The following is a 19,631-nucleotide window of genomic DNA, read 5'->3' on the forward strand; positions in this document are numbered from 1 at the left end:
TGAGGGCCTATAGCTCAGTTGGTTAGAGCAGGGGACTCATAATCCCTTGGTCGTAGGTTCGAGTCCTACTGGGCCCACCAAACAAAAAAGCCGCGCAATCGCGCGGCTTTTTTATGCCTGCCATTCAGCCCTTACTTGGGCAACGCATACGCAATCAGCTCAAATAACCACCACGAGCGCCGCGTAGGATGTGTCTGTAACATGCTGCCCATCGATGTAAACCGCTGGAGACGCCCCTTGCCTGACACCCGCCCGCCCGTGCTCGACGAAATCGACCGCCAGTTGATCGCTGCTTTGCAGATCAACGCCCGTGAAAGCGTGGCGATGCTGGCCCGGCAATTGGGCATCGCCCGCACTACGGTCACTTCGCGGTTGGCGCGCCTGGAAAAGGCCCGGGTGATTACCGGTTACGGCGTGCGTTTGGGTCAGCGGGTGGTGGATGGCGGGTTGCAGGCGTATGTCGGGATCACGGTGCAGCCACGCTCCGGCAAGGAAGTGCTGCGCCGGCTCAGTGCGATGGCTCAGGTTCAGCAACTGTGTGCGGTGAGTGGCGAATTTGATTATGTGGCGTGGTTGCGCACGGACTCGCCGGAGCAGCTGGATCAGTTGCTGGATCAGATTGGCAGCGTAGATGGGGTGGAGAAGACGACCACTTCGATCATTTTGAGTAGCAAGATTGATCGAGGGCAGCCGGTTTAGACTCTGTCCAATGTGGGAGCGGGCTTGCTCGCGAAGAGGGAGTGTCAGTCGGCATTGCTGTTGACTGACCCACCGTATTCGCGAGCAAGCCCGCTCCCACATTGGGCAGTATGTAGCGATACATCGTCATATTGATCGGCTTACCGGCAAAACGACGACACATTGCGTCTTATTAACGTGTTCTACGCTCTCTAGAATGGCTGCCATCTTTTCCTATACTCAGACGCGCATCCCGCGTCGGGTCGCCAGCAAGGTCAGCCATGAACAAGAATAATCGCCATCCTGCAGACGGTAAAAAACCAGTCACCATTTTCGGCCCGGACTTTCCGTTCGCCTTCGACGACTGGATCGAGCACCCCGCCGGCCTGGGCAGTATTCCTGAGCACAACCACGGCGCCGAAGTGGCGATCGTCGGTGGCGGCATCGCCGGTTTGGTCGCGGCTTACGAGCTGATGAAGCTGGGCCTGAAGCCAGTCGTTTACGAAGCCTCGAAAATGGGCGGTCGTCTGCGCTCCCAGGCGTTCAACGGCGCCGAAGGCATCATCGCCGAGCTCGGTGGCATGCGTTTCCCGGTGTCGTCCACCGCGTTTTATCACTACGTCGACAAGCTCGGCCTGGAAACCAAACCGTTCCCGAACCCGCTGACGCCCGCGTCCGGCAGTACGGTGATCGATCTGGAAGGCCAGACCCATTACGCACAGAAGCTGTCGGATCTTCCCGTATTGTTCCAGGAAGTAGCTGACGCCTGGGCGGACGCACTGGAAGACGGCTCGCGCTTCGGCGAGATCCAGCAAGCGATCCGCGACCGCGACGTGCCTCGCCTCAAAGAGCTGTGGAACACCCTGGTTCCGCTGTGGGACGACCGCACCTTCTACGACTTTGTCGCCACCTCCAAAGCCTTCGCCAAATTGTCGTTCCATCACCGCGAAGTGTTTGGCCAGGTCGGTTTCGGCACCGGCGGCTGGGACTCTGACTTCCCGAACTCGATGCTGGAAATCTTCCGCGTAGTAATGACCAACTGCGACGATCACCAACACCTGGTAGTAGGCGGCGTCGAGCAAGTGCCACTGGGCATCTGGCGCCACGTGCCGGAACGTTGCGTGCACTGGCCGGAAGGTACCAGCCTCAGTTCCTTGCACAGCGGTGCCCCGCGCACTGGTGTGAAGAAAATTGCCCACGCGGCTGACGGTCGTTTTGCCGTCACCGACAACTGGGGCGACACCCGCGAATACGCCGCCGTACTGACCACCTGCCAGAGCTGGCTGCTGACCACCCAGATCGAATGCGATGAAACCCTGTTCTCGCAAAAAATGTGGATGGCTCTCGACCGCACTCGCTACATGCAATCGTCGAAAACTTTCGTGATGGTCGACCGCCCATTCTGGAAGGACAAAGATCCGGAAACCGGCCGGGACCTGATGAGCATGACCCTCACTGATCGCCTGACCCGTGGCACCTACCTGTTCGACAACGGCGACGACAAGCCAGGCGTGATTTGCCTGTCGTACTCGTGGATGAGCGACGCGCTGAAGATGCTTCCACAACCGGTGGAAAAACGCGTGAAGCTGGCGCTGGATGCGTTGAAGAAGATCTACCCGAAAGTCGACATCGCCGCGCGGATCATCGGCGACCCGATCACTGTGTCCTGGGAAGCCGACCCACATTTCCTCGGTGCTTTCAAAGGCGCCCTGCCCGGCCACTACCGCTATAACCAGCGCATGTACGCGCACTTCATGCAGGACGACATGCCTGCCGAGCAACGCGGGATTTTCATCGCTGGCGATGACGTTTCGTGGACGCCGGCCTGGGTTGAAGGCGCGGTGCAGACCTCGCTCAACGCGGTGTGGGGCATCATGAAACACTTCGGCGGTGAAACTCACGCCGAGAACCCGGGTCCAGGAGATGTGTTTAACGAGATCGGTCCGATCGCCCTGCCCGAGTAAGAGGAATCCGAAATGCGCGTAGCCCTTTACCAATGCCCACCACTGCCCCTGGACGTCGCAGGCAATCTGCAACGCTTGCATCAACTGGCGCTGGAGGCCAAAGGCGCAGACTTGCTGGTGCTGCCGGAGATGTTCCTGACCGGCTACAACATCGGCGTCGATGCGGTGAACGTCCTCGCGGAGGTGCACAACGGTGAGTCGGCGCAGCAGGTCGCGCGCATTGCCAAAACAGCGGGGATCGCCATTTTGTATGGCTATCCCGAACGCATCGAAGACGGCCAGATCTACAACTCGGTGCAGTTGATCGACGCCCATGGCGAACGCCTGTGCAATTACCGCAAAACGCACCTGTTCGGCGACCTCGACAACTCGATGTTCAGCGCCGGCGGGGATGATTTCCCGCTGGTCGAGCTCAATGGCTGGAAGCTTGGCTTCCTGATTTGCTACGACATGGAGTTCCCGGAAAACGCCCGGCGTCTGGCCCTGGCCGGCGCCGAGCTGATTCTGGTGCCAACGGCGAACATGATTCCCTTCGATTTCGTCGCTGACGTCACCGTCCGCGCGCGAGCCTTTGAAAACCAGTGTTATGTGGCTTATGCCAACTACTGCGGCCACGAAGGCGATATCCATTATTGCGGCCAAAGCAGCATCGCCGCGCCGGATGGCAGCCGTATCGCCCAGGCGGGTCTGGATGAAGCGCTGATTGTTGGTGAATTGGATCGGCAGTTGATGGTCGATTCCCGCGCCGCCAATCGTTATCTCCTTGATCGCCGCCCCGAGCTTTACAGTGAGCTGAACAAGCGCTGAGTCCCCGTTATCCGCTAGCATTAGCGCTTCTCTGTATTGGAAGTGCTCATGCCTGCGCTGAATCACCCCCGCCCCCACACTGAAACCCTGGCTAACGGCCTGCGGGTGATGCTGCGTCATGCCCCCGAATTGAAGCGCAGCGCGGCGGCGTTGCGGGTGGCTGCCGGCAGTCATGATGTGTCTCTGGCCTGGCCCGGATTGGCGCATTTTCTTGAGCACCTGCTGTTTCTGGGAACCGAGCGTTTTCCTACCGGCCAAGGGCTGATGGCCTACGTTCAGGGTCATGGCGGGCAGGTGAATGCGCGAACAAGTGAGCGCACCACCGATTTCTTTTTTGAATTGTCGCCACAGGCATTTGCCGGTGGGCTGGAGCGTCTGTCAGACATGCTCGCCCACCCGCGTATGAATCTGGACGATCAATTGCGGGAACGGGAAGTGTTGCAGGCAGAGTTTGTCGCGTGGTCCGAGGATGCGACGGCGCAGCAGCAGTTGGGGTTGTTCGAAGGTTTACCGGCAGCGCATCCGTTACGCGGCTTTCATGCGGGGAATCGGGACAGCCTGCAAATTGAGCAACCTGGGTTTCAACAGGCGTTGCAAGGTTTCCACCAGCAGTTTTATCGCACCGGACAGATGACCCTGAGCCTGGTGGGGCCGCAGAGCGTTGATCAATTGCGCACGCTGGCGGAGCAGTTTGCGACGGCATTACCGGTTGGGGATAAAGTTACCCAGGCCGCGCCCATCCCGCTGGCGGTGAAAAGTTATCAACAGGTCGGTGAGCGACGCGGCAATCTGCTGTTCGCGTTCGACGCTTTGCCCGACGCCTCGGTCGAGGCTTTGGCGTTTCTCTGCCATTGGCTGAACAACGCCAAACCGGGTGGATTGTTGGTCTTTTTGCAAAATCAGGGTCTGGCCGGCGATTTGAAAGCCGCGCCGCTGTACCACTTTGCCGGGCAAGCGCTGCTGCACCTGGAGTTCAGCGCTGCCGCCGAATCGCTGAATGCCATTGGCGAACACGTGCTGGATTGGCTGAGCTTCTTCGCGCAACAGAACTGGACGCCCCTTCGCGAGGAATATGCAGCCCTGCTCAAGCGTCAGCAACAAGTCAGTGGCGCACTGCAATTGGCGCGGCTCGACAGTGAACAGCGAGAAAACGGGCTGACCGATTTCGGCGCTCAAGCCCTGACACAAATCCTCCGCGAAATCGGCGTTGTGGATAACTTCAGTGATCACTGGCACCTGCCTGCCGCCAACCCCTTTCTGCGCGCCAGCGAACCGCTGGCCAACGCCGGTCTGATTCGCGGGCAAACCAGCGCCCACCGTGGCCTGCGCACGTTCGCTCAGGATCGCTCGCGCGGCCGTCGTGAACGCTCGCCGATGCTGTTCAGCCAGGCATTGCCAGACACCACTGATGACGGTGCGATTTATTTGCGCTGGCAGTTGCAGGCCGCGGCCACTGCTGACGTGCAAGCGAAGCTGTTGCGCAGCCTGCGAGAAACTCAGGATGACGCGCGTCAGGCCGGGGTCGAGGTATCGCTCAGCACTTCCGGAAATCAATGGCTGCTGAAACTGATCGGCCTGCAAGAGCCGATGCCCGGCGTCCTTGAACACGCGCTGAAATGTCTGACGCAAGTAGACGCCAATTCCGCGCAGGGCGAAGCAGAAACGGCGTTGATGCCCATCCGTAAACTGCTGAAGGCGCTCCCGGAGCATGGCCTTGAAACAGCGAAAACCAGCGACGATGCCAAACACCTGTGGACAACTTCGCGCTGGGACGGCCTGGCCCTGGGCCTCAGCCCACTGACTCAATCCGCCATGGGTTTGGCCCTGAGCCGCATTCCGGGCATCCCGGACAATCAATTGCCGGCACCGGCAGCGCTCCCGCCCCAACATCTGTGGCGCCACATCGACACCGCGTCCAGCGAACATGCCTTGCTGCTGTTTTGCCCGACCGCCAGCCGCGACATCACCGACGAGGCCGCCTGGCGTATGCTTGCACAACTGTGCCAGACGCCTTTCTATCAGCGCCTGCGCGGAGAATTGCAGCTGGGTTACGCAGTGTTCAGCGCGCTGCGACAAATGCATGGCCAGACCGGGTTGCTGTTCGGTGTGCAAGCGCCTGACGTCGCGACCACGGACCTGCTCAAGCACATTGAGCAATTCATCGCAGGCACTGCCGTACTGATCGAGAACCTTGACGACGAGGGGCTCAAGCAACTCAGTCAAGTGCTCGCCGAGCAATTCGACGGCAGCAATCTGTCGACCCAAAACGCTGCCGAGCTGCTCTGGCAGGCGAAACTCGCTGGCCACTCGTCGGATTACCTGGTGCAACTGGCCGGCGCAATCGGCCGCCTCGATCGACCGACACTGCAGGCAGCGGCGCAACGGTTAAACACTGCCGAAGGCGGCTGGCTCTGCCTCGCCAACGAGCCGGCGCCCGGCGCGCCTTGGCAAGCGGCAAAATGATCATTACCAACGCTGCAAGGAGCTTTCTCAAAGATTCACGGGCCATCACCTGGAAATTTTGAGTAACATAGCAGCCTAACTATTTGGAACATCCCTGCGCTGCCGTGGACTATACCTATGGATAGCGCTATCCCACCCACCCATTGAGGAGTCACCTTATGTCCTGGTCCAAACCTGCTTACACCGACCTGCGTATCGGCTTTGAAGTCACCATGTACTTCGCAAGCCGCTAAGTTTGTATCGTTGTGCAACGCCTCGGTCTGCCGAGGCGTTTTTATTTTCAGTTTTCAAAATGATGGAGCGGCCATGTTTGTCCAGATTCTAGGTTCCGCCGCTGGCGGTGGTTTCCCGCAGTGGAATTGCAACTGCGTGAACTGCGCAGGTTTTCGCGACGGCAGCCTGAATGCCAAGGCGCGGACCCAATCGTCCATCGCGATTTCCGATGACGGCGTGAACTGGGTGCTGTGCAATGCCTCGCCGGACATCCGCGCCCAGCTCCAGAGCTTCGCCCCGATGCAACCGGGCCGCGCCCTGCGTGATACCGGGATCAGCGCGATCATCCTGATGGACAGCCAGATCGACCACACCACTGGCCTGCTCAGCCTGCGCGAAGGTTGCCCGCATCAAGTCTGGTGCACCGACATGGTCCACGAAGACCTGAGCAGCGGTTTTCCGCTGTTCACCATGCTGACCCACTGGAACGGCGGGCTGAACTGGAACCGCATCGAACTCGACCAGAGTTTCACCGTCCCGGCCTGCCCAAACCTGCGCTTCACCCCGCTGCCATTGCGCAGCGCCGCGCCGCCCTACTCGCCGCACCGCTTCGACCCGCACCCGGGCGACAATATCGGCCTGATCGTCGAAGACATCAGCACCGGCGGCAAACTGTTCTACGCACCGGGTCTGGGCAAAGTCGACGCGCCGTTGCTGGAGATCATGGCCGGCAGCGATTGCCTGCTGGTGGACGGCACGATGTGGGATGACGATGAAATGCAGCGCCGTGGCGTCGGCACCCGCACCGGTCGGGAAATGGGTCACCTGGCGCAGAACGGCCCCGGCGGCATGCTGGAAGTGCTGGAACAACTGCCCAAACAGCGCAAAGTGCTTATCCACATCAACAACACCAACCCGATTCTCGACGAGGATTCGCCGCAGCGCGCGGAGTTGGCGCGGCGTGAGGTTGAAGTGGCTTATGACGGCATGAGTATTGTGTTGTAGCTAATGGCCCCTTCGCGGGCAAGCCCGCTCCCACAGGGAACCGCATTCCAATGTGGGAGCGGGCTTGCTCGCGAAGGCGTCAGACCAGACACCAAAGAACCACCGGTCCTACCCGGAGAACCGAAATGACTGACACCGCAATGTCCCCCACCGAATTCGAAGCCGCCCTGCGTGCAAAGGGCGCCTACTACCACATCTACCACCCCTATCACGTGGCGATGTACGAAGGCCGGGCGACCCGCGAGCAGATCCAGGGCTGGGTCGCCAACCGCTTCTACTACCAGGTGAACATCCCGCTAAAAGACGCCGCGATCCTCGCCAACTGCCCGGACCGCGAAATTCGTCGCGAATGGATTCAGCGCCTGCTCGACCACGACGGCGCCCCCGGCGAAGACGGCGGCATCGAAGCCTGGCTGCGATTGGGCCAAGCCGTTGGCCTCGACCCGGATCAGTTACGCTCCCAAGAGTTGGTGCTACCCGGCGTACGTTTTGCCGTGGACGCCTACGTCAATTTCGCCCGTCGGGCCAGTTGGCAGGAAGCCGCCAGCAGTTCGCTGACCGAGCTGTTCGCGCCGCAGATCCACCAATCGCGCCTGGACAGTTGGCCGCAGCATTACCCGTGGATCGACCCGACCGGTTACGAGTATTTCCGCACGCGCCTGGGCCAGGCCCGTCGCGATGTCGAGCACGGTCTGGCGATCACCTTGCAGCACTACACCACCCGGGAAGGCCAGGAGCGCATGCTGGAAATTCTCCAGTTCAAACTGGACATTCTTTGGAGCATGCTCGATGCCATGACCATGGCCTACGAGCTGAATCGCCCGCCGTATCACAGCGTGACCGAGCAGCGGGTCTGGCATAAAGGAATCACCTTATGAGTTTCGATCGCAGCAAAACCCCGACCTGGCGTACCGGCTACCGTTACCAGTACGAACCGGCGCAGAAAGGCCACGTGCTGCTGTACCCGGAAGGCATGATCAAACTCAATGAAAGCGCCGCGCTGATTGGCGGTTTGATCGACGGCCAGCGTGACGTGGCCGCGATCATTGCCGCACTCGACGCGCAGTTCCCTGGCGTGCCCGAACTCGGTGAAGACATCGAGCAATTCATGGAGGTCGCCCGTGCTCAGTACTGGATCGAACTTGCCTGACTCTGTGTCGGACAAGTTACCGCCCAAACCGGAAATCGGCCTGCCGCTGTGGCTGCTGGCCGAGCTGACCTATCGCTGCCCGCTGCAATGCCCGTACTGCTCCAATCCGCTGGATTTCGCCGAACAGGGCAAAGAACTCAGCACCGAGCAGTGGATCAAGGTCTTTCGCGAAGCGCGGGAGATGGGCGCGGCGCAGTTGGGTTTCTCCGGCGGTGAACCGCTGGTACGCCAGGACCTCGCCGAGTTGATCGCCGAAGCGCGTAAGTTGGGTTTCTACACCAACCTGATCACCTCGGGCATTGGCCTGACCGAGCAGAAAATCAGCGACTTCAAGAAGGCTGGCCTCGACCACATCCAGATCAGCTTTCAGGCCAGCGACGAGCAGGTGAACAACCTGCTGGCCGGCTCGAAAAAGGCCTTCGCGCAGAAGCTCGAAATGGCCCGTGCGGTAAAGGCCCACGGCTACCCGATGGTGCTGAACTTCGTCACCCATCGGCACAACATCGACAAGATCGACCGGATCATCGAGCTGTGCATCGCCCTGGAGGCCGACTTCGTCGAACTCGCCACCTGCCAGTTCTATGGTTGGGCGCAGCTCAATCGGGTCGGCCTACTGCCGACCAAGGAACAACTGGTCCGCGCTGAACGCATCACCAACGAATACCGCGCCAAACTGGAAGCCGAAGGGCATCCGTGCAAACTGATTTTCGTCACCCCGGACTACTACGAAGAACGTCCGAAAGCCTGCATGAATGGCTGGGGCAGTATTTTTCTGACAGTCACGCCGGACGGAACCGCCCTGCCCTGTCATGGCGCCCGACAGATGCCAGTGCAATTTCCGAACGTACGCGACCACAGCATGCAGCACATCTGGTACGACTCGTTCGGCTTTAATCGCTTTCGTGGTTACGACTGGATGCCCGAGCCGTGCCGCTCCTGCGATGAGAAAGAAAAGGACTTCGGCGGCTGCCGTTGCCAGGCCTTCATGTTGACCGGTGACGCGAGCAATGCCGACCCGGTGTGCAGCAAGTCGGAACATCACGGCGTGATTCTCAAGGCCCGCGAAGAAGCCGAGCACGCGACCCAGACCATCGAACAACTGGCCTTTCGCAATGAACGAAACTCACGACTCATCGCTAAAGGCTGAGCCTTTCAGCGCCGCCAAAGCCGTCACGGCCGGTATCGACTTCGCCGAACTACAACTGGGCAAGCAGGGTCTGTTCTGGAACGAGTACCGTCCCCAAGATGCAGCCTGCCGGATCTGGCACTGGCGCGACGGTCAGGCGAAATGTCTGACACCGCCGGGATTCAGTGTGCGAAGTCGGGTGTACGAATATGGCGGCGGAGCGTTTTGTCTGACGGATGACGGGATTGTTTTCGTCAACGAGGCGGACCAGCAACTGTATCGGCAATCGCTGAAGGGCGAGACGCCTGAAGTGATGACGTCGGACGAGTGCCGTTATGGCGATCTGCGGTTCGCCAATGGGCAAATTCTGGCGGTTGAAGAACATCGCGATCAGCATCGGCTGGTGGCCATCGACCTGGCGGACGGTGTGCGTCATTTGCTGGCTGAAGGCGCGGACTTTTACGCCTCGCCGACCCTGAGTGCGGATGCTCGACGTCTGGCCTGGATCGAGTGGAGCCGGCCGGATCAGCCATGGACAACGACTCGTCTGATGGTTGCAGAACGCCAGGACGAGAGCGGTTTTGGTCAGCCGCGTTGTGTAGCGGGTGGTAGGGCTCCAGAGTCTGTGCAGCAACCTCGGTTCGACGCCAACGGTCGCTTGTACTGCTTGACCGATCGCGACGGATTTTGGCAACCGTGGGTGGAATCTACCGAGGGTCTGACGCCATTGCCGAGCGCCGCGGCCGATCACGGCCCCGCACCATGGCAATTGGGCGGCTGCACCTGGTTACCGTTGAACGACAACACGTATCTGGCCAGTTGGACCGAAGACGGATTTGGCCGTTTGGGCCTTTGCGGCGAAGCACCTGAGGATTTCACCGGGGATTACAGCCGCTTCCGAAGTCTCGCATTCGATGAACAGTTCATTTACTGCATCGCAGCCTCGCCGGTTACGGCTTCGGCAGTCATTGCCATCGACCGCAACACCCGACAGGTCAATGTACTGGCCGGCGGCATCGCACCGTTGCCTGCCGAAAAGATCAGCCGCCCGCAAACCCTGCGCTACCCGAGCGGTTCGGGCGAGGCTCATGGTTTCTTCTACCCGGCAATGACAGGAGAGGCGAAACCTGCGCTGGTGGTGTTCATCCACGGCGGCCCGACGTCGGCCTGCTACCCGATGCTCGACCCACGCATCCAGTACTGGGCGCAACGGGGCTTTGCCGTGGCCGATCTCAACTATCGCGGCAGCAGCGGCTATGGCCGGGATTATCGCCAGGCACTGCATTTGAGTTGGGGTGATGTGGATGTGGAGGATGCTTGCGCAGTGGTCGCTTATCTCGCCGAACGCGGGCTGATCGACGGCGACAATGCATTCATTCGCGGCGGCAGTGCTGGCGGTTACACCACGCTGTGCGCGCTCGCCTTTCACAAAGTCTTCCGCGCCGGCGCCAGCCTGTATGGCGTCAGCGATCCCGTTGCATTGGGCAAAGCGACTCACAAGTTCGAGGGCGACTATCTGGATTGGTTGATCGGCGATCCGCTGCAGGATGCCGAGCGTTATGCCGCCCGAACGCCGTTATTGCACGCGAGTAACATCGCCGTGCCAGTGATTTTCTTTCAGGGTGAACTGGATGCCGTGGTGGTGCCGCAGCAAACCCGGGACATGGTCACGGCGTTGCAGGACAACGGCATTCTGGTTGAAGCCCATTACTACGCAGACGAACGTCATGGGTTTCGCAAGGCGGGTAATCAGGCGCATGCGCTGGAGCAGGAGTGGGTGTTTTATCGGCGGGTGATGGCGTTGGCGGACTGAAAACCCGCTGCCGTCTTCCGGCCCGGTGTCGCCCCAATCGCTGGCAAGCCAGCTCCCACAGGTTTTTTGGTGTACACAAAATCTTTGTACGACCGAGACTACTGTGGGAGCGGGCTTGCTCGCGAAAGCGATCTATCTGACACCGCGAAACTCAACGCTTGGCAATGATGTACACCGCATGCACGATCCCCGGAATATAACCGCACAGCGTCAGCAGAATATTCAGCCAGAACGCCCCGGCGAAACCGACTTGCAGAAACACACCCAGGGGCGGCAACAGAATGGCGATGATGATTCGAATGAAATCCATGGGGCAGCTCCTGATTTGAAGTTGGCTCGCATGAGCCACACAACCAATCGACCTGCGCCGTTCGTCAGGGTTCAGTGCAGTTGCCATTTGATCGCCACCACCACGCTCAAAAAAACGCCCCACGCCAAAAGAATCAGGCGTGGGGCGATGCGTTATACCGCGAGACGGTTCGGTAATTCGTGTAGGGCGAGTCTGATCAGACGGCAATCCCTTTGCGGCACTGCAGTTGCGCGGTGCGTACCCGGGAAAAAGCGCGAGCCAGGCGTAGGAGCATTTCGTCGATGTTGGCTTTGCTGACGGTGAGCGCCGGGGTGAAGCGCAGGCAATCGGGTTGTGGGGCGTTGAGCAGCAAGCCTTCATGGTGTGCTGCTTTGACGACCGCGTCGGCTGAATCGTCCGACAGTGTCAGTCCCCAAAACAGCCCTTGCCCGCGCAGTTCGCCGTGGCCGTAGCGATTAGCCAAGCGCCCAAGACCTTCGCCAAGGTACTGACCGGTTTTCTGTACATGTTCGAGAAAGCCTTTGTCCTGCACGCTATCAAGAACGGCCAGGCCGGCAGCGGTCATCAGTGCATTGCCGTGGTGGGTGCCGATCATTTCACCGATGTCGAAACAACAGGCCTTGCCTCGGGCAAGCAATGCCGCCAACGGCACGCCACCGCCCAAGCCTTTGCCGAGCACAACGATATCGGCCCGCACGCCGTAGGATTGTTCCGCGAGCAAGGTGCCGCAACGGCCGATCCCGGTCTGGACTTCGTCGAGGATCAGCAGGATGCCCAGTTCACGACACAACCGTTCAACACCCTTGAGGTAATGCTCGACGGCCGGAATCACCCCGGCTTCACTCTGGATCGGCTCGAGCATGATCGCCACGGTCCGAGCGTCTACGGCTGCACGCAACGCTGGAAGGTCATTGAACGGGACGTGGCTGAAGCCCGGTAGCTGCGGCTCAAATCGATTGGTCAGGTTAGAACTGTCCGACGCCGAAATCGTCCCGAGACTACGGCCATGGCAGCCCTTGTTGGCAACGATGATCCGCGAAGCGCCGCCGCGATGCAGCTGACCCCATTTGCGTGCCAACTTGATCGCCGCGTCGCAGGCTTCGCTGCCACTGTTGAGCAGGTAGGCCTGATCGCTGCCAGTACTGGCGCAAAGCCGTTCGGCGAGGTTGAGCATGGCGCGGTTATGCAGGCCGAAACCGGGGTTGATCAGCGTCCGGGCCTGATCCGAAATCGCGTTGACCAGCACTGACGGGCTATGCCCCAGGCTGTTGGCCCCACCACCCTGGGTGAAATCCAGATAAGCGCGATCATCGCTATCCCACAACCACGAACCTTGCCCACGCACAAAAATCTGCTGTGGCCGCTCGACGCTGGGCATCAGGCATTCGCTGGACAGGTTGTCACGGTGCGATGGCTGCACGGTGTCCATGACCAGATCATCCAGACTGGGAGGGCTGCGCCGCAAATTAAACAAATTCATCTCAAAAAACCTCGCTTTAGGTTTTTCGTCTTTCCTATGCAAACACCATCGATGCAAACGGTATTCATCGTGCTTTCCGGCCCTGTAAGCCTTGTGAATGCGGTTAGACTAGGCGCAGGCACGGCGCTGAGCCATTTCGATTTCACAGCATTTTCGATAAGTATTACTTATGGATTTCAAGCAACTGCGTTATTTCGTCGCGGTCTACGAAGAAGGCCATGTGGGCCGGGCTGCCGAGCGACTGTCCATCTCACAACCGGCGCTGTCGCAGCAGATCCGCCACCTCGAACAGAACCTCGATGTGAGCCTGTTCGAGCGCAGCAGCAAACGCTTGCTGCCGACCCTGGCGGCACACACGTTGTACAACCACGCGCTGCCGTTGCTCGATGGCCTGCAACGGGCGCGGGAAGCGCTGGGCAATTTCAAGGGTCAGGCGCTGCGCACCTTGGCGATTGGCGTGTTGCAGACCGTCCACACCAGTCTGGTGCCGCAGATGCTCGAACGGGTGCGCAAGGCGCAGCCGCATCTGGTGGTGCAGATCTATGAACTGACCGGACTTGAGATCGAACGGCGGTTGCTCAACGGTTCCCTGGACATCGGAATCAGCTACCTGCCGCCTCGCCAACCAGGATTGCACGGCGTGATGCTGTACGAAGATGAACTGACGCTTGTCATCCCGGCGGATCATCCGTTGCGCGAATTCAAGAAGGTCTCCATGAGTCAGGCCGCGGAATTACCGATGCTGCTATTGGGCGAAGAGTTTCAGTTGCGGCAGATCTGGCAGACGCAATTGGCCAGCCTTGGCCGACGCCCGCAGGTGCAAGCCGAACTGAACAACATGGCGGGGATTCTCGACAGCTTGCCCCACACGCGGCTGGCAACTGTTCTGCCCGGGCGCTCGCAAAAGGCGCTCGGCAATAATGAACTGCTGTGGAAACCACTGACCGAGCCGCGAGTGCCGCTGAAAGTCGGGTTGGTGTGCCGGGATGTGCAACGGCAACAAGCCTCGCTGGCGTTGCTGCGCACGTTACTGGAAGAAGTACTCAATGGTCCCGATGACCGCTTGAACGGCCCGGCGCCACTGGATGTGATGAGCTGAATACTTTTCTGCAGGCAAAAGAAAACCCCGCCGAAGCGGGGCTTTGCAGACTGTTTCCCTGACATCCATTTCACTCCGCCGTCCTGGCAGAATCCTACGTGTCCGTGTTGTTACTTTGCGCTTCCTGCGCGACGTCCATGTGAAGTAGATTAGCTCTGGATCCAATCGGCGCATATGGGAAAACAGCAGTACGTCATGTAAGAGATTGCTTACATGACGTTACAGGGTCAGAACTGCGATGCGTCCAGCAGGAACAGCGACTCGCTACCGGCCTTCACCGACGCGCTCAACGAGTGAATCCGTGGCAGCAGACGGGCGAAATAGAATCGCGCCGTGCCGAGTTTGCTCGCGTAGAACTCGTCCTGCGCTTCTTTGCCGAAAGCGGCCTTGGCCATCAATGCCCACATGTAGGCGTAGGCAACGTAGCCGAATGCTTGCAGATATTCGACCGACGCCGCGCCGATTTCATTCGGGTTGTTTTTCGCCCGGTCCAGTACCCACGAAGTCAGCTCATCAAGGGTGCTCACCGCGTCGTTCAACGGCTTGGTGAACTCAGCCAGGTCAGCACTGGCTGTCTCGGTGAAGTGACGAATCTCATCCGCGAACAGGTTGTAGAACGCCCCGCCAGTGCCGACGATCTTGCGACCTACAAGGTCCAGCGCCTGAATCCCATTGGTGCCTTCGTAGATCTGGGTGATGCGTACGTCGCGAACCAGTTGTTCCTGGCCCCACTCGCGTATGTAACCGTGGCCGCCGAAAACTTGCTGGCCATGCACGGTGGTTTCCAGGCCCAGATCGGTCAGGAATGCCTTGGCTACCGGCGTCAGCAACGCCACCAGGTCTTCCGCACGTTTGCGGGTCGTAGGGTCTTCGCTGAACTTGGCGGTGTCCAGTTGCATCGCCACATAGGTGGAGAAGGCACGACCGCCTTCGTTCGAGGCTTTCATGGTCAGCAGCATGCGACGCACGTCCGGGTGGACAATGATCGGGTCAGCCACTTTGTCTTTGTTCTGCGCGCCAGTCGGCGAACGGCTTTGCAGGCGGTCGCGGGCATATTCAACGGCGTTCTGGTAAGAGCGCTCGCCAGTGGCCAGGCCCTGGATACCAACACCCAGACGCTCGTAGTTCATCATGGTGAACATCGCCGCCAGGCCTTTGTTCGGCTCACCGACCAGGTAACCCACGGCCTCGTCGAAGTTCATCACGCAGGTCGCGGACGCCTGGATGCCCATTTTGTGTTCAATCGAACCGCAGTTGGCCGGGTTGCGCGCGCCCAGGCTGCCATCGGCATTGACCATGAACTTCGGCACCAGGAACAGCGAAATGCCTTTCGGCCCCGCCGGTGCGTCCGGCAGTTTGGCCAGCACCAGGTGAATGATGTTCTCGGTAAGGTCGTGTTCGCCGCCGGTGATGAAGATCTTGGTGCCACTGACTTTGTAGGAACCGTCGGCCTGAGGCTCGGCCTTGGTGCGGATAATCCCCAGGTCCGTACCAGCGTGCGGTTCGGTCAGGCACATCGAACCGGCCCAGACGCCGGCATACATGTTCGGCAGGTAGGCGGCTTTCAGCTCTTCGCTGGCGTGGGCGTTGATCGACAGGCAGGCGCCGGCCGTCAGCATAGGGTACAAGCCAAACGACAGGCTGGCGGAGTTGACCATTTCTTCGACCTGGGCCGAAACAGCCTTGGGCATGCCCATGCCGCCGTAGGCCGGATCGCCACCGACACCGACCCAACCGCCTTCGGCATAAGTCTGATAAGCCTGTGGGAAACCTGCCGGTGTGGTGACGGCACCGTCCGCCCAATGGCAGCCTTCTTCGTCCGCCGCTCGGCTCAGGGGCGCGATGCTTTTGCTGGTGACCTTGCCGGCTTCTTCGAGAATGGCTTCGACGGTTTCAGCATCGACGGTATCCGCCAGCGCCGGCAGCTCGGCCCAGAGTTTGGCGACCTCGAAAACTTCATTGAGGACGAAGCGCATATCGCGCAGGGGCGCTTTGTAGTCAGCCATGGCAAACCTCGCAAGATCTAAACGGGTGATTCGTAGGAATGGTGCTTTCGTTGGGTCCGAGTGTAACCCAACAACTTTTACGACACATAGGGTCAGCACGTGACCGATTTGTAATTTTTAGTCACTGAGTTCTTGTGCCTGCCAAACGCATTCGCGGGCAAGCCTCGCTCCTACAGGTCCGTGCGCAAACTTCGCGAACAACATTGGACGTGTAGGAGCAAGGCTTACCCGCGATGCTTTTAAAGCGCGCTCGTCAAAGCGCAAACAACTCCGCCGGCAGCTTCATCAGGCAATCACTCCCCGCCTCGATCGCCGCCCGATGAGCGGCAGTTCGCGGCAGCAATCGCTTGAAGTAGAACTCGCAGGTCGCCAGTTTGCCCTGGCAATAATCGGCATCGCCGCTGCCCGCGCCCAACTGCGCCTGAGCCACCAGCGCCATGCGCAGCCATAGATAGCCGAGGATGATGTAACCGCTGTACATCAAGTAATCCACCGACGCAGCGCCGACTTCATCCGGATTTTTCATCGCGGCCATGCCGATTTTAGTCGTCACCTCGCCCCACTGCTGATTCAAACCATTGAGCTGTGCCACAAAGCTGCCGAGCTGTGGATGCTCCGCGTTTGCCGCGCAGAACTTGTGGACGATCTTGGTAAAGCCACGCAGCAGTTTGCCCTGGCTGCCGAGGACTTTACGTCCCAGCAAGTCCAACGCCTGAATGCCGTTGGTACCTTCGTAGATCGGCGCAATCCGGCAGTCGCGAACCAATTGCTCCATACCCCACTCGCGGATAAAGCCGTGGCCGCCAAACACCTGCATGCCGTGGTTGGTCACTTCCAGGCCGGTATCGGTCATGAAGGCTTTGCAGATCGGCGTCAGGAATGCCAACAGATCTTCTGCATCCTGCCGCGCCGTTTCATCCGCGCTCAAATGCGCGGCATCCAACAACTGCGCGGTGAAGTAGGTCAGCGCCCGGTTGCCTTCGTTGAAGGCCTTCATGGTCAGTAACATCCGGCGCACATCGGGATGGACGATGATCGGGTCGGCAGGTTTTTCCGGGGCTTTCGGGCCGGTCAGCGAGCGCATTTGCAAGCGATCGTTGGCGTACTTGATCGCGCCCTGGAAGCTCGCCTCGCCCAGACATAAGCCCTGCATGCCGGTGCCCAGGCGCGCGTGGTTCATCATGGTGAACATGCAATTCAGGCCTTTGTTCGCTTCACCGATCAAGAATCCCTTTGCATCGTCAAAATTGAGCACGCAGGTGGCTGAAGCCTTGATGCCCATTTTGTGTTCGATGGAGCCGCAGGAAACGCCGTTGCGCTCGCCCGCTTCACCTTCGGCATCGGGTAGGAATTTGGGAACGATGAACAGCGAAATGCCCTTGGTCCCGGCCGGTGCATCCGGCAGTTTGGCCAGCACTAAATGAATGATGTTGTCGCTCATGTCGTGTTCGCCGGCGGAGATGAAAATCTTGCTGCCGGAGATCGCGTAACTGCCATCAGCCTGGGGCAACGCGCGGGTCTTGATGATGCCCAGGTCGGTGCCGCAATGGGCTTCGGTCAGGCACATGGTGCCGGTCCATTGGCCGGCAGTGAGTTTGCTCAAGTAAGTCTGTTTTTGCGCTTCGGTGCCATGGGCGTGGATCGCCGACATTGCGCCGTGGGTCAGGCCGGGGTACATGCCCCAAGAGGTGTTGCTGGAGCCGACCATCTCGCTGATGACCAGGCCCAGTGAGCTCGGCAAACCCTGGCCGCCGTAAGTTGGATCGGCCGCCAGACCATGCCAGCCACCTTCCACGTATTGTGCGAAGGCTTGCTTGAAGCCTGTAGGCGTTGTCACCACGCCGTTGTCGAAATGGCAGCCTTCTTCATCACCGCTGCGATTCAGCGGTGCGAGAACGTTTTCACAAAATTTCGCGCCTTCTTCGAGGATCGCATTGACCATGTCCGGGCTGGCGTCGGTAGCGCCGAGCGCGGCGTAGTTGCTGTGAAAATCGAAGACGTGGTCGATCAGAAAGCGCATGTCGCGCAGGGGAGCTTTGTACTCAGGCATGGTCGTTTCTCCGGCAGCAGATACCTCAAACCTACTGCCGCGCACCACGCCTCACAATCACAGTCCAGACGCTGAATGCGCCATCATCACTCAACCCGCAGCAGCGTCCATACGCACCGCGCCACGGCGGCTTTGGCCGAACGCCACCACGCAATTTCGCCCGGCACCCTTGGCGCTGTAGAGCGCTTCGTCAGCCGACTTGAGCACTTGTTCGGGCGTACGCTGCTCCAAGCGTTCGGCGACGCCAATGCTGACCGTAACCGACACACTCGACGCACCGGAGCCGGCCCGACGCTGGCGACCTTGCTGGTCGTCCTGAGGACGGTCCGGATTGCGCAATTGAATGTTGTAGGACGCAATCGACTCGCGGATGACTTCCAGGTGCGGCATGCACTCTTCGAGCGTCTTGCCCGCGAACACCAAGGCGAATTCTTCGCCCCCGTAGCGATACGCCCTACCGCCTCCGCTGATCTTGGACAGTTTGCTGGCAACCAATCGCAGCACCTGATCGCCGACATCGTGGCCGTGGGTGTCGTTGAATTTCTTGAAGTGATCGACGTCGCTCATGGCCAGTACGTAATTGCGCCCCAAGCGCTGCATGCGCTCGTTCAACGCGCGACGTCCCGGCAGCCCGGTGAGTTCGTCGCGGAAAGCCATTTGATAGGCTTCGTGTGCCACCGCCGCCGCAATCATCAGCATGACCTGGCTGCACATGATGTTCAGGGTGAACGGCAGGATGAAGGTTTTCGGCAACATCCAGAACAACCCCAGCAAGCCCACGAGTTGCGCGGCGTGCAAGGGCCTCGGGTTGCGCCAGTATTGCCAGGCCAGCAGTAAAAACGCGGCGAAGAACACGGGATAGGACAACTGGATCAGGCTCATCCAGGCACCGTGCAAGGCAGGCCAGCGGATTTCCGAGAGCCACATCAGCAGCGGCTGTGGGTAACTTTGCTCAATGCCCAGCGCCACGCTACCGAACGCCAGCAACACAGCGAAGCGCGCCACCATGTCCTGAAACAGGTGAGTGCGTTCCTGCCACGCCGCGAACAGGCCGAACAGCAACGGCAACAGCAAACAACAGAGATGGAAAACCACCGCTGCGTCTTCGCGAACCTTGCCGTTATCGCGGTAATAGTCGGTCTGGGTGTCGAGCAGGAAGTAGGCGATGTACACCGTGACCATCAGAAACAGTTCACGCTGGCGTCGGTAAACCGCGCAATAAGCACCGCCGAGCAACAGCACCAAGGTTGGCAACACGTTGAACAGCGAAGTGAAGAAGACGTTGAGATCCTTTATGTACGCAGCCGAAAGCCCAGCAAGCAACAGCAGTAGTGAGGGCAAAAAATGACTGAAGCGTACAGCGGAAGAACGCGGCAAGGGTAAAGCTCCGACCCAACAGAAAGATGGCATTGTGCCTGCATCTGGAGCAGTTAAGCACACACAATGTGATCCAGATCACACGCAATC

16 protein-coding genes and 1 tRNA gene are annotated in these 19,631 nt (G+C 59.6%); 12 read left to right on the forward strand and 5 right to left on the reverse strand.

Features of this window, described 5'->3' with window-relative positions; genetic code table 11:
• Positions 1–3 precede the first annotated feature (3 nt).
• From JFT87_RS01910 to JFT87_RS01960, 11 genes are all read left to right on the forward strand, one after another.
• Positions 4–80: transfer RNA gene (locus JFT87_RS01910), tRNA-Ile, on the forward strand.
• Positions 81–237: 157 nt separating this feature from the next.
• Positions 238–699: an Lrp/AsnC family transcriptional regulator gene (locus tag JFT87_RS01915; RefSeq protein WP_008067391.1), complete on the forward strand. Its 462-nt coding sequence runs from the start codon at positions 238–240 to the stop codon at positions 697–699.
• Positions 700–959: 260 nt separating this feature from the next.
• Positions 960–2,642 (forward strand): flavin monoamine oxidase family protein, encoded by a 1,683-nt coding sequence (locus tag JFT87_RS01920; protein WP_201198271.1) that lies wholly within the window; start codon positions 960–962, stop codon positions 2,640–2,642.
• 12 nt (positions 2,643–2,654) lie between these two features.
• Positions 2,655–3,449, forward strand: a complete 795-nt coding sequence (locus JFT87_RS01925) for a carbon-nitrogen hydrolase family protein (protein WP_201198272.1) — start codon at positions 2,655–2,657, stop codon at positions 3,447–3,449.
• Between the two features lie 48 nt (positions 3,450–3,497).
• Positions 3,498–5,912 carry a pyrroloquinoline quinone biosynthesis protein PqqF gene (gene pqqF / locus JFT87_RS01930; protein ID WP_201198273.1) on the forward strand — a complete coding sequence of 805 codons (2,415 nt, stop codon included), beginning with the start codon at positions 3,498–3,500 and terminating at the stop codon, positions 5,910–5,912.
• 158 nt (positions 5,913–6,070) lie between these two features.
• Positions 6,071–6,145, forward strand: a complete 75-nt coding sequence (pqqA, locus tag JFT87_RS01935) for a pyrroloquinoline quinone precursor peptide PqqA (protein WP_009045898.1) — start codon at positions 6,071–6,073, stop codon at positions 6,143–6,145.
• Between the two features lie 73 nt (positions 6,146–6,218).
• Positions 6,219–7,130 (forward strand): pyrroloquinoline quinone biosynthesis protein PqqB, encoded by a 912-nt coding sequence (gene pqqB / locus JFT87_RS01940; RefSeq protein ID WP_201198274.1) that lies wholly within the window; start codon positions 6,219–6,221, stop codon positions 7,128–7,130.
• 125 nt (positions 7,131–7,255) lie between these two features.
• A complete protein-coding gene (gene pqqC, locus JFT87_RS01945; protein ID WP_054044160.1) occupies positions 7,256–8,008 on the forward strand; it encodes a pyrroloquinoline-quinone synthase PqqC in 753 nt (250 codons plus the stop codon).
• Positions 8,005–8,280 carry a pyrroloquinoline quinone biosynthesis peptide chaperone PqqD gene (pqqD, locus tag JFT87_RS01950; protein WP_201198275.1) on the forward strand — a complete coding sequence of 92 codons (276 nt, stop codon included), beginning with the start codon at positions 8,005–8,007 and terminating at the stop codon, positions 8,278–8,280. The genes pqqC and pqqD overlap by 4 nt, the downstream gene beginning before the upstream one ends.
• A gap of 4 nt (positions 8,281–8,284) precedes the next feature.
• On the forward strand, positions 8,285–9,427 hold the full coding sequence (gene pqqE, locus JFT87_RS01955; RefSeq protein ID WP_201205046.1) for a pyrroloquinoline quinone biosynthesis protein PqqE: 1,143 nt from the start codon (positions 8,285–8,287) through the stop codon (positions 9,425–9,427).
• Positions 9,393–11,219, forward strand: a complete 1,827-nt coding sequence (locus JFT87_RS01960) for a S9 family peptidase (protein ID WP_201198276.1) — start codon at positions 9,393–9,395, stop codon at positions 11,217–11,219. The genes pqqE and JFT87_RS01960 overlap by 35 nt, the downstream gene beginning before the upstream one ends.
• A 151-nt stretch (positions 11,220–11,370) precedes the next feature.
• On the opposite strand, the gene JFT87_RS01965 is transcribed toward JFT87_RS01960, so the two are convergent.
• Both JFT87_RS01965 and JFT87_RS01970 read right to left on the reverse strand, forming a co-directional pair.
• On the reverse strand, positions 11,371–11,529 hold the full coding sequence (locus JFT87_RS01965; protein WP_007904205.1) for a YqaE/Pmp3 family membrane protein: 159 nt from the start codon (positions 11,527–11,529) through the stop codon (positions 11,371–11,373).
• 196 nt (positions 11,530–11,725) lie between these two features.
• Positions 11,726–13,009 (reverse strand): aspartate aminotransferase family protein, encoded by a 1,284-nt coding sequence (locus JFT87_RS01970; RefSeq protein ID WP_201198277.1) that lies wholly within the window; start codon positions 13,007–13,009, stop codon positions 11,726–11,728.
• Positions 13,010–13,178: 169 nt separating this feature from the next.
• Here JFT87_RS01970 and JFT87_RS01975 point away from each other — a divergent pair, with 169 nt between their 5' ends.
• Positions 13,179–14,108: a LysR family transcriptional regulator gene (locus tag JFT87_RS01975; protein WP_201198278.1), complete on the forward strand. Its 930-nt coding sequence runs from the start codon at positions 13,179–13,181 to the stop codon at positions 14,106–14,108.
• A gap of 227 nt (positions 14,109–14,335) precedes the next feature.
• Here JFT87_RS01975 and JFT87_RS01980 read toward each other — a convergent pair whose 3' ends face one another.
• The 3 genes from JFT87_RS01980 to JFT87_RS01990 form a co-directional block, all read right to left on the reverse strand.
• Positions 14,336–16,114 (reverse strand): acyl-CoA dehydrogenase C-terminal domain-containing protein, encoded by a 1,779-nt coding sequence (locus JFT87_RS01980; protein WP_201198279.1) that lies wholly within the window; start codon positions 16,112–16,114, stop codon positions 14,336–14,338.
• 253 nt (positions 16,115–16,367) lie between these two features.
• Positions 16,368–18,164, reverse strand: a complete 1,797-nt coding sequence (locus JFT87_RS01985; protein ID WP_201198280.1) for an acyl-CoA dehydrogenase C-terminal domain-containing protein — start codon at positions 18,162–18,164, stop codon at positions 16,368–16,370.
• 90 nt (positions 18,165–18,254) lie between these two features.
• Entirely contained in the window at positions 18,255–19,541 is a 1,287-nt protein-coding gene (locus JFT87_RS01990) for a GGDEF domain-containing protein (protein ID WP_201198281.1), read from the reverse strand.
• Between the last annotated feature and the right edge of the window lie 90 nt (positions 19,542–19,631).

This window comes from Pseudomonas sp. TH15 (assembly GCF_016651105.1).
In the GTDB taxonomy this organism is placed as follows: Bacteria; Pseudomonadota; Gammaproteobacteria; order Pseudomonadales; family Pseudomonadaceae; genus Aquipseudomonas.

What these genes read in the sequence shown, in the direction of transcription:
- JFT87_RS01920 (WP_201198271.1), top strand. Translation starts at nt 960, where the DNA reads ATGAACAAGAATAATCGCCATCCTGCAGACGGTAAAAAACCAGTCACC.
- JFT87_RS01925 (WP_201198272.1), top strand. Translation starts at nt 2,655, where the DNA reads ATGCGCGTAGCCCTTTACCAATGCCCACCACTGCCCCTGGACGTCGCA.
- pqqF (WP_201198273.1), top strand. Translation starts at nt 3,498, where the DNA reads ATGCCTGCGCTGAATCACCCCCGCCCCCACACTGAAACCCTGGCTAAC.
- pqqB (WP_201198274.1), top strand. Translation starts at nt 6,219, where the DNA reads ATGTTTGTCCAGATTCTAGGTTCCGCCGCTGGCGGTGGTTTCCCGCAG.
- pqqC (WP_054044160.1), top strand. Translation starts at nt 7,256, where the DNA reads ATGACTGACACCGCAATGTCCCCCACCGAATTCGAAGCCGCCCTGCGT.
- pqqD (WP_201198275.1), top strand. Translation starts at nt 8,005, where the DNA reads ATGAGTTTCGATCGCAGCAAAACCCCGACCTGGCGTACCGGCTACCGT.
- JFT87_RS01960 (WP_201198276.1), top strand. Translation starts at nt 9,393, where the DNA reads ATGAACGAAACTCACGACTCATCGCTAAAGGCTGAGCCTTTCAGCGCC.
- JFT87_RS01965 (WP_007904205.1), bottom strand. Translation starts at nt 11,529, where the DNA reads ATGGATTTCATTCGAATCATCATCGCCATTCTGTTGCCGCCCCTGGGT.
- JFT87_RS01970 (WP_201198277.1), bottom strand. Translation starts at nt 13,009, where the DNA reads ATGAATTTGTTTAATTTGCGGCGCAGCCCTCCCAGTCTGGATGATCTG.
- JFT87_RS01975 (WP_201198278.1), top strand. Translation starts at nt 13,179, where the DNA reads ATGGATTTCAAGCAACTGCGTTATTTCGTCGCGGTCTACGAAGAAGGC.
- JFT87_RS01980 (WP_201198279.1), bottom strand. Translation starts at nt 16,114, where the DNA reads ATGGCTGACTACAAAGCGCCCCTGCGCGATATGCGCTTCGTCCTCAAT.
- JFT87_RS01985 (WP_201198280.1), bottom strand. Translation starts at nt 18,164, where the DNA reads ATGCCTGAGTACAAAGCTCCCCTGCGCGACATGCGCTTTCTGATCGAC.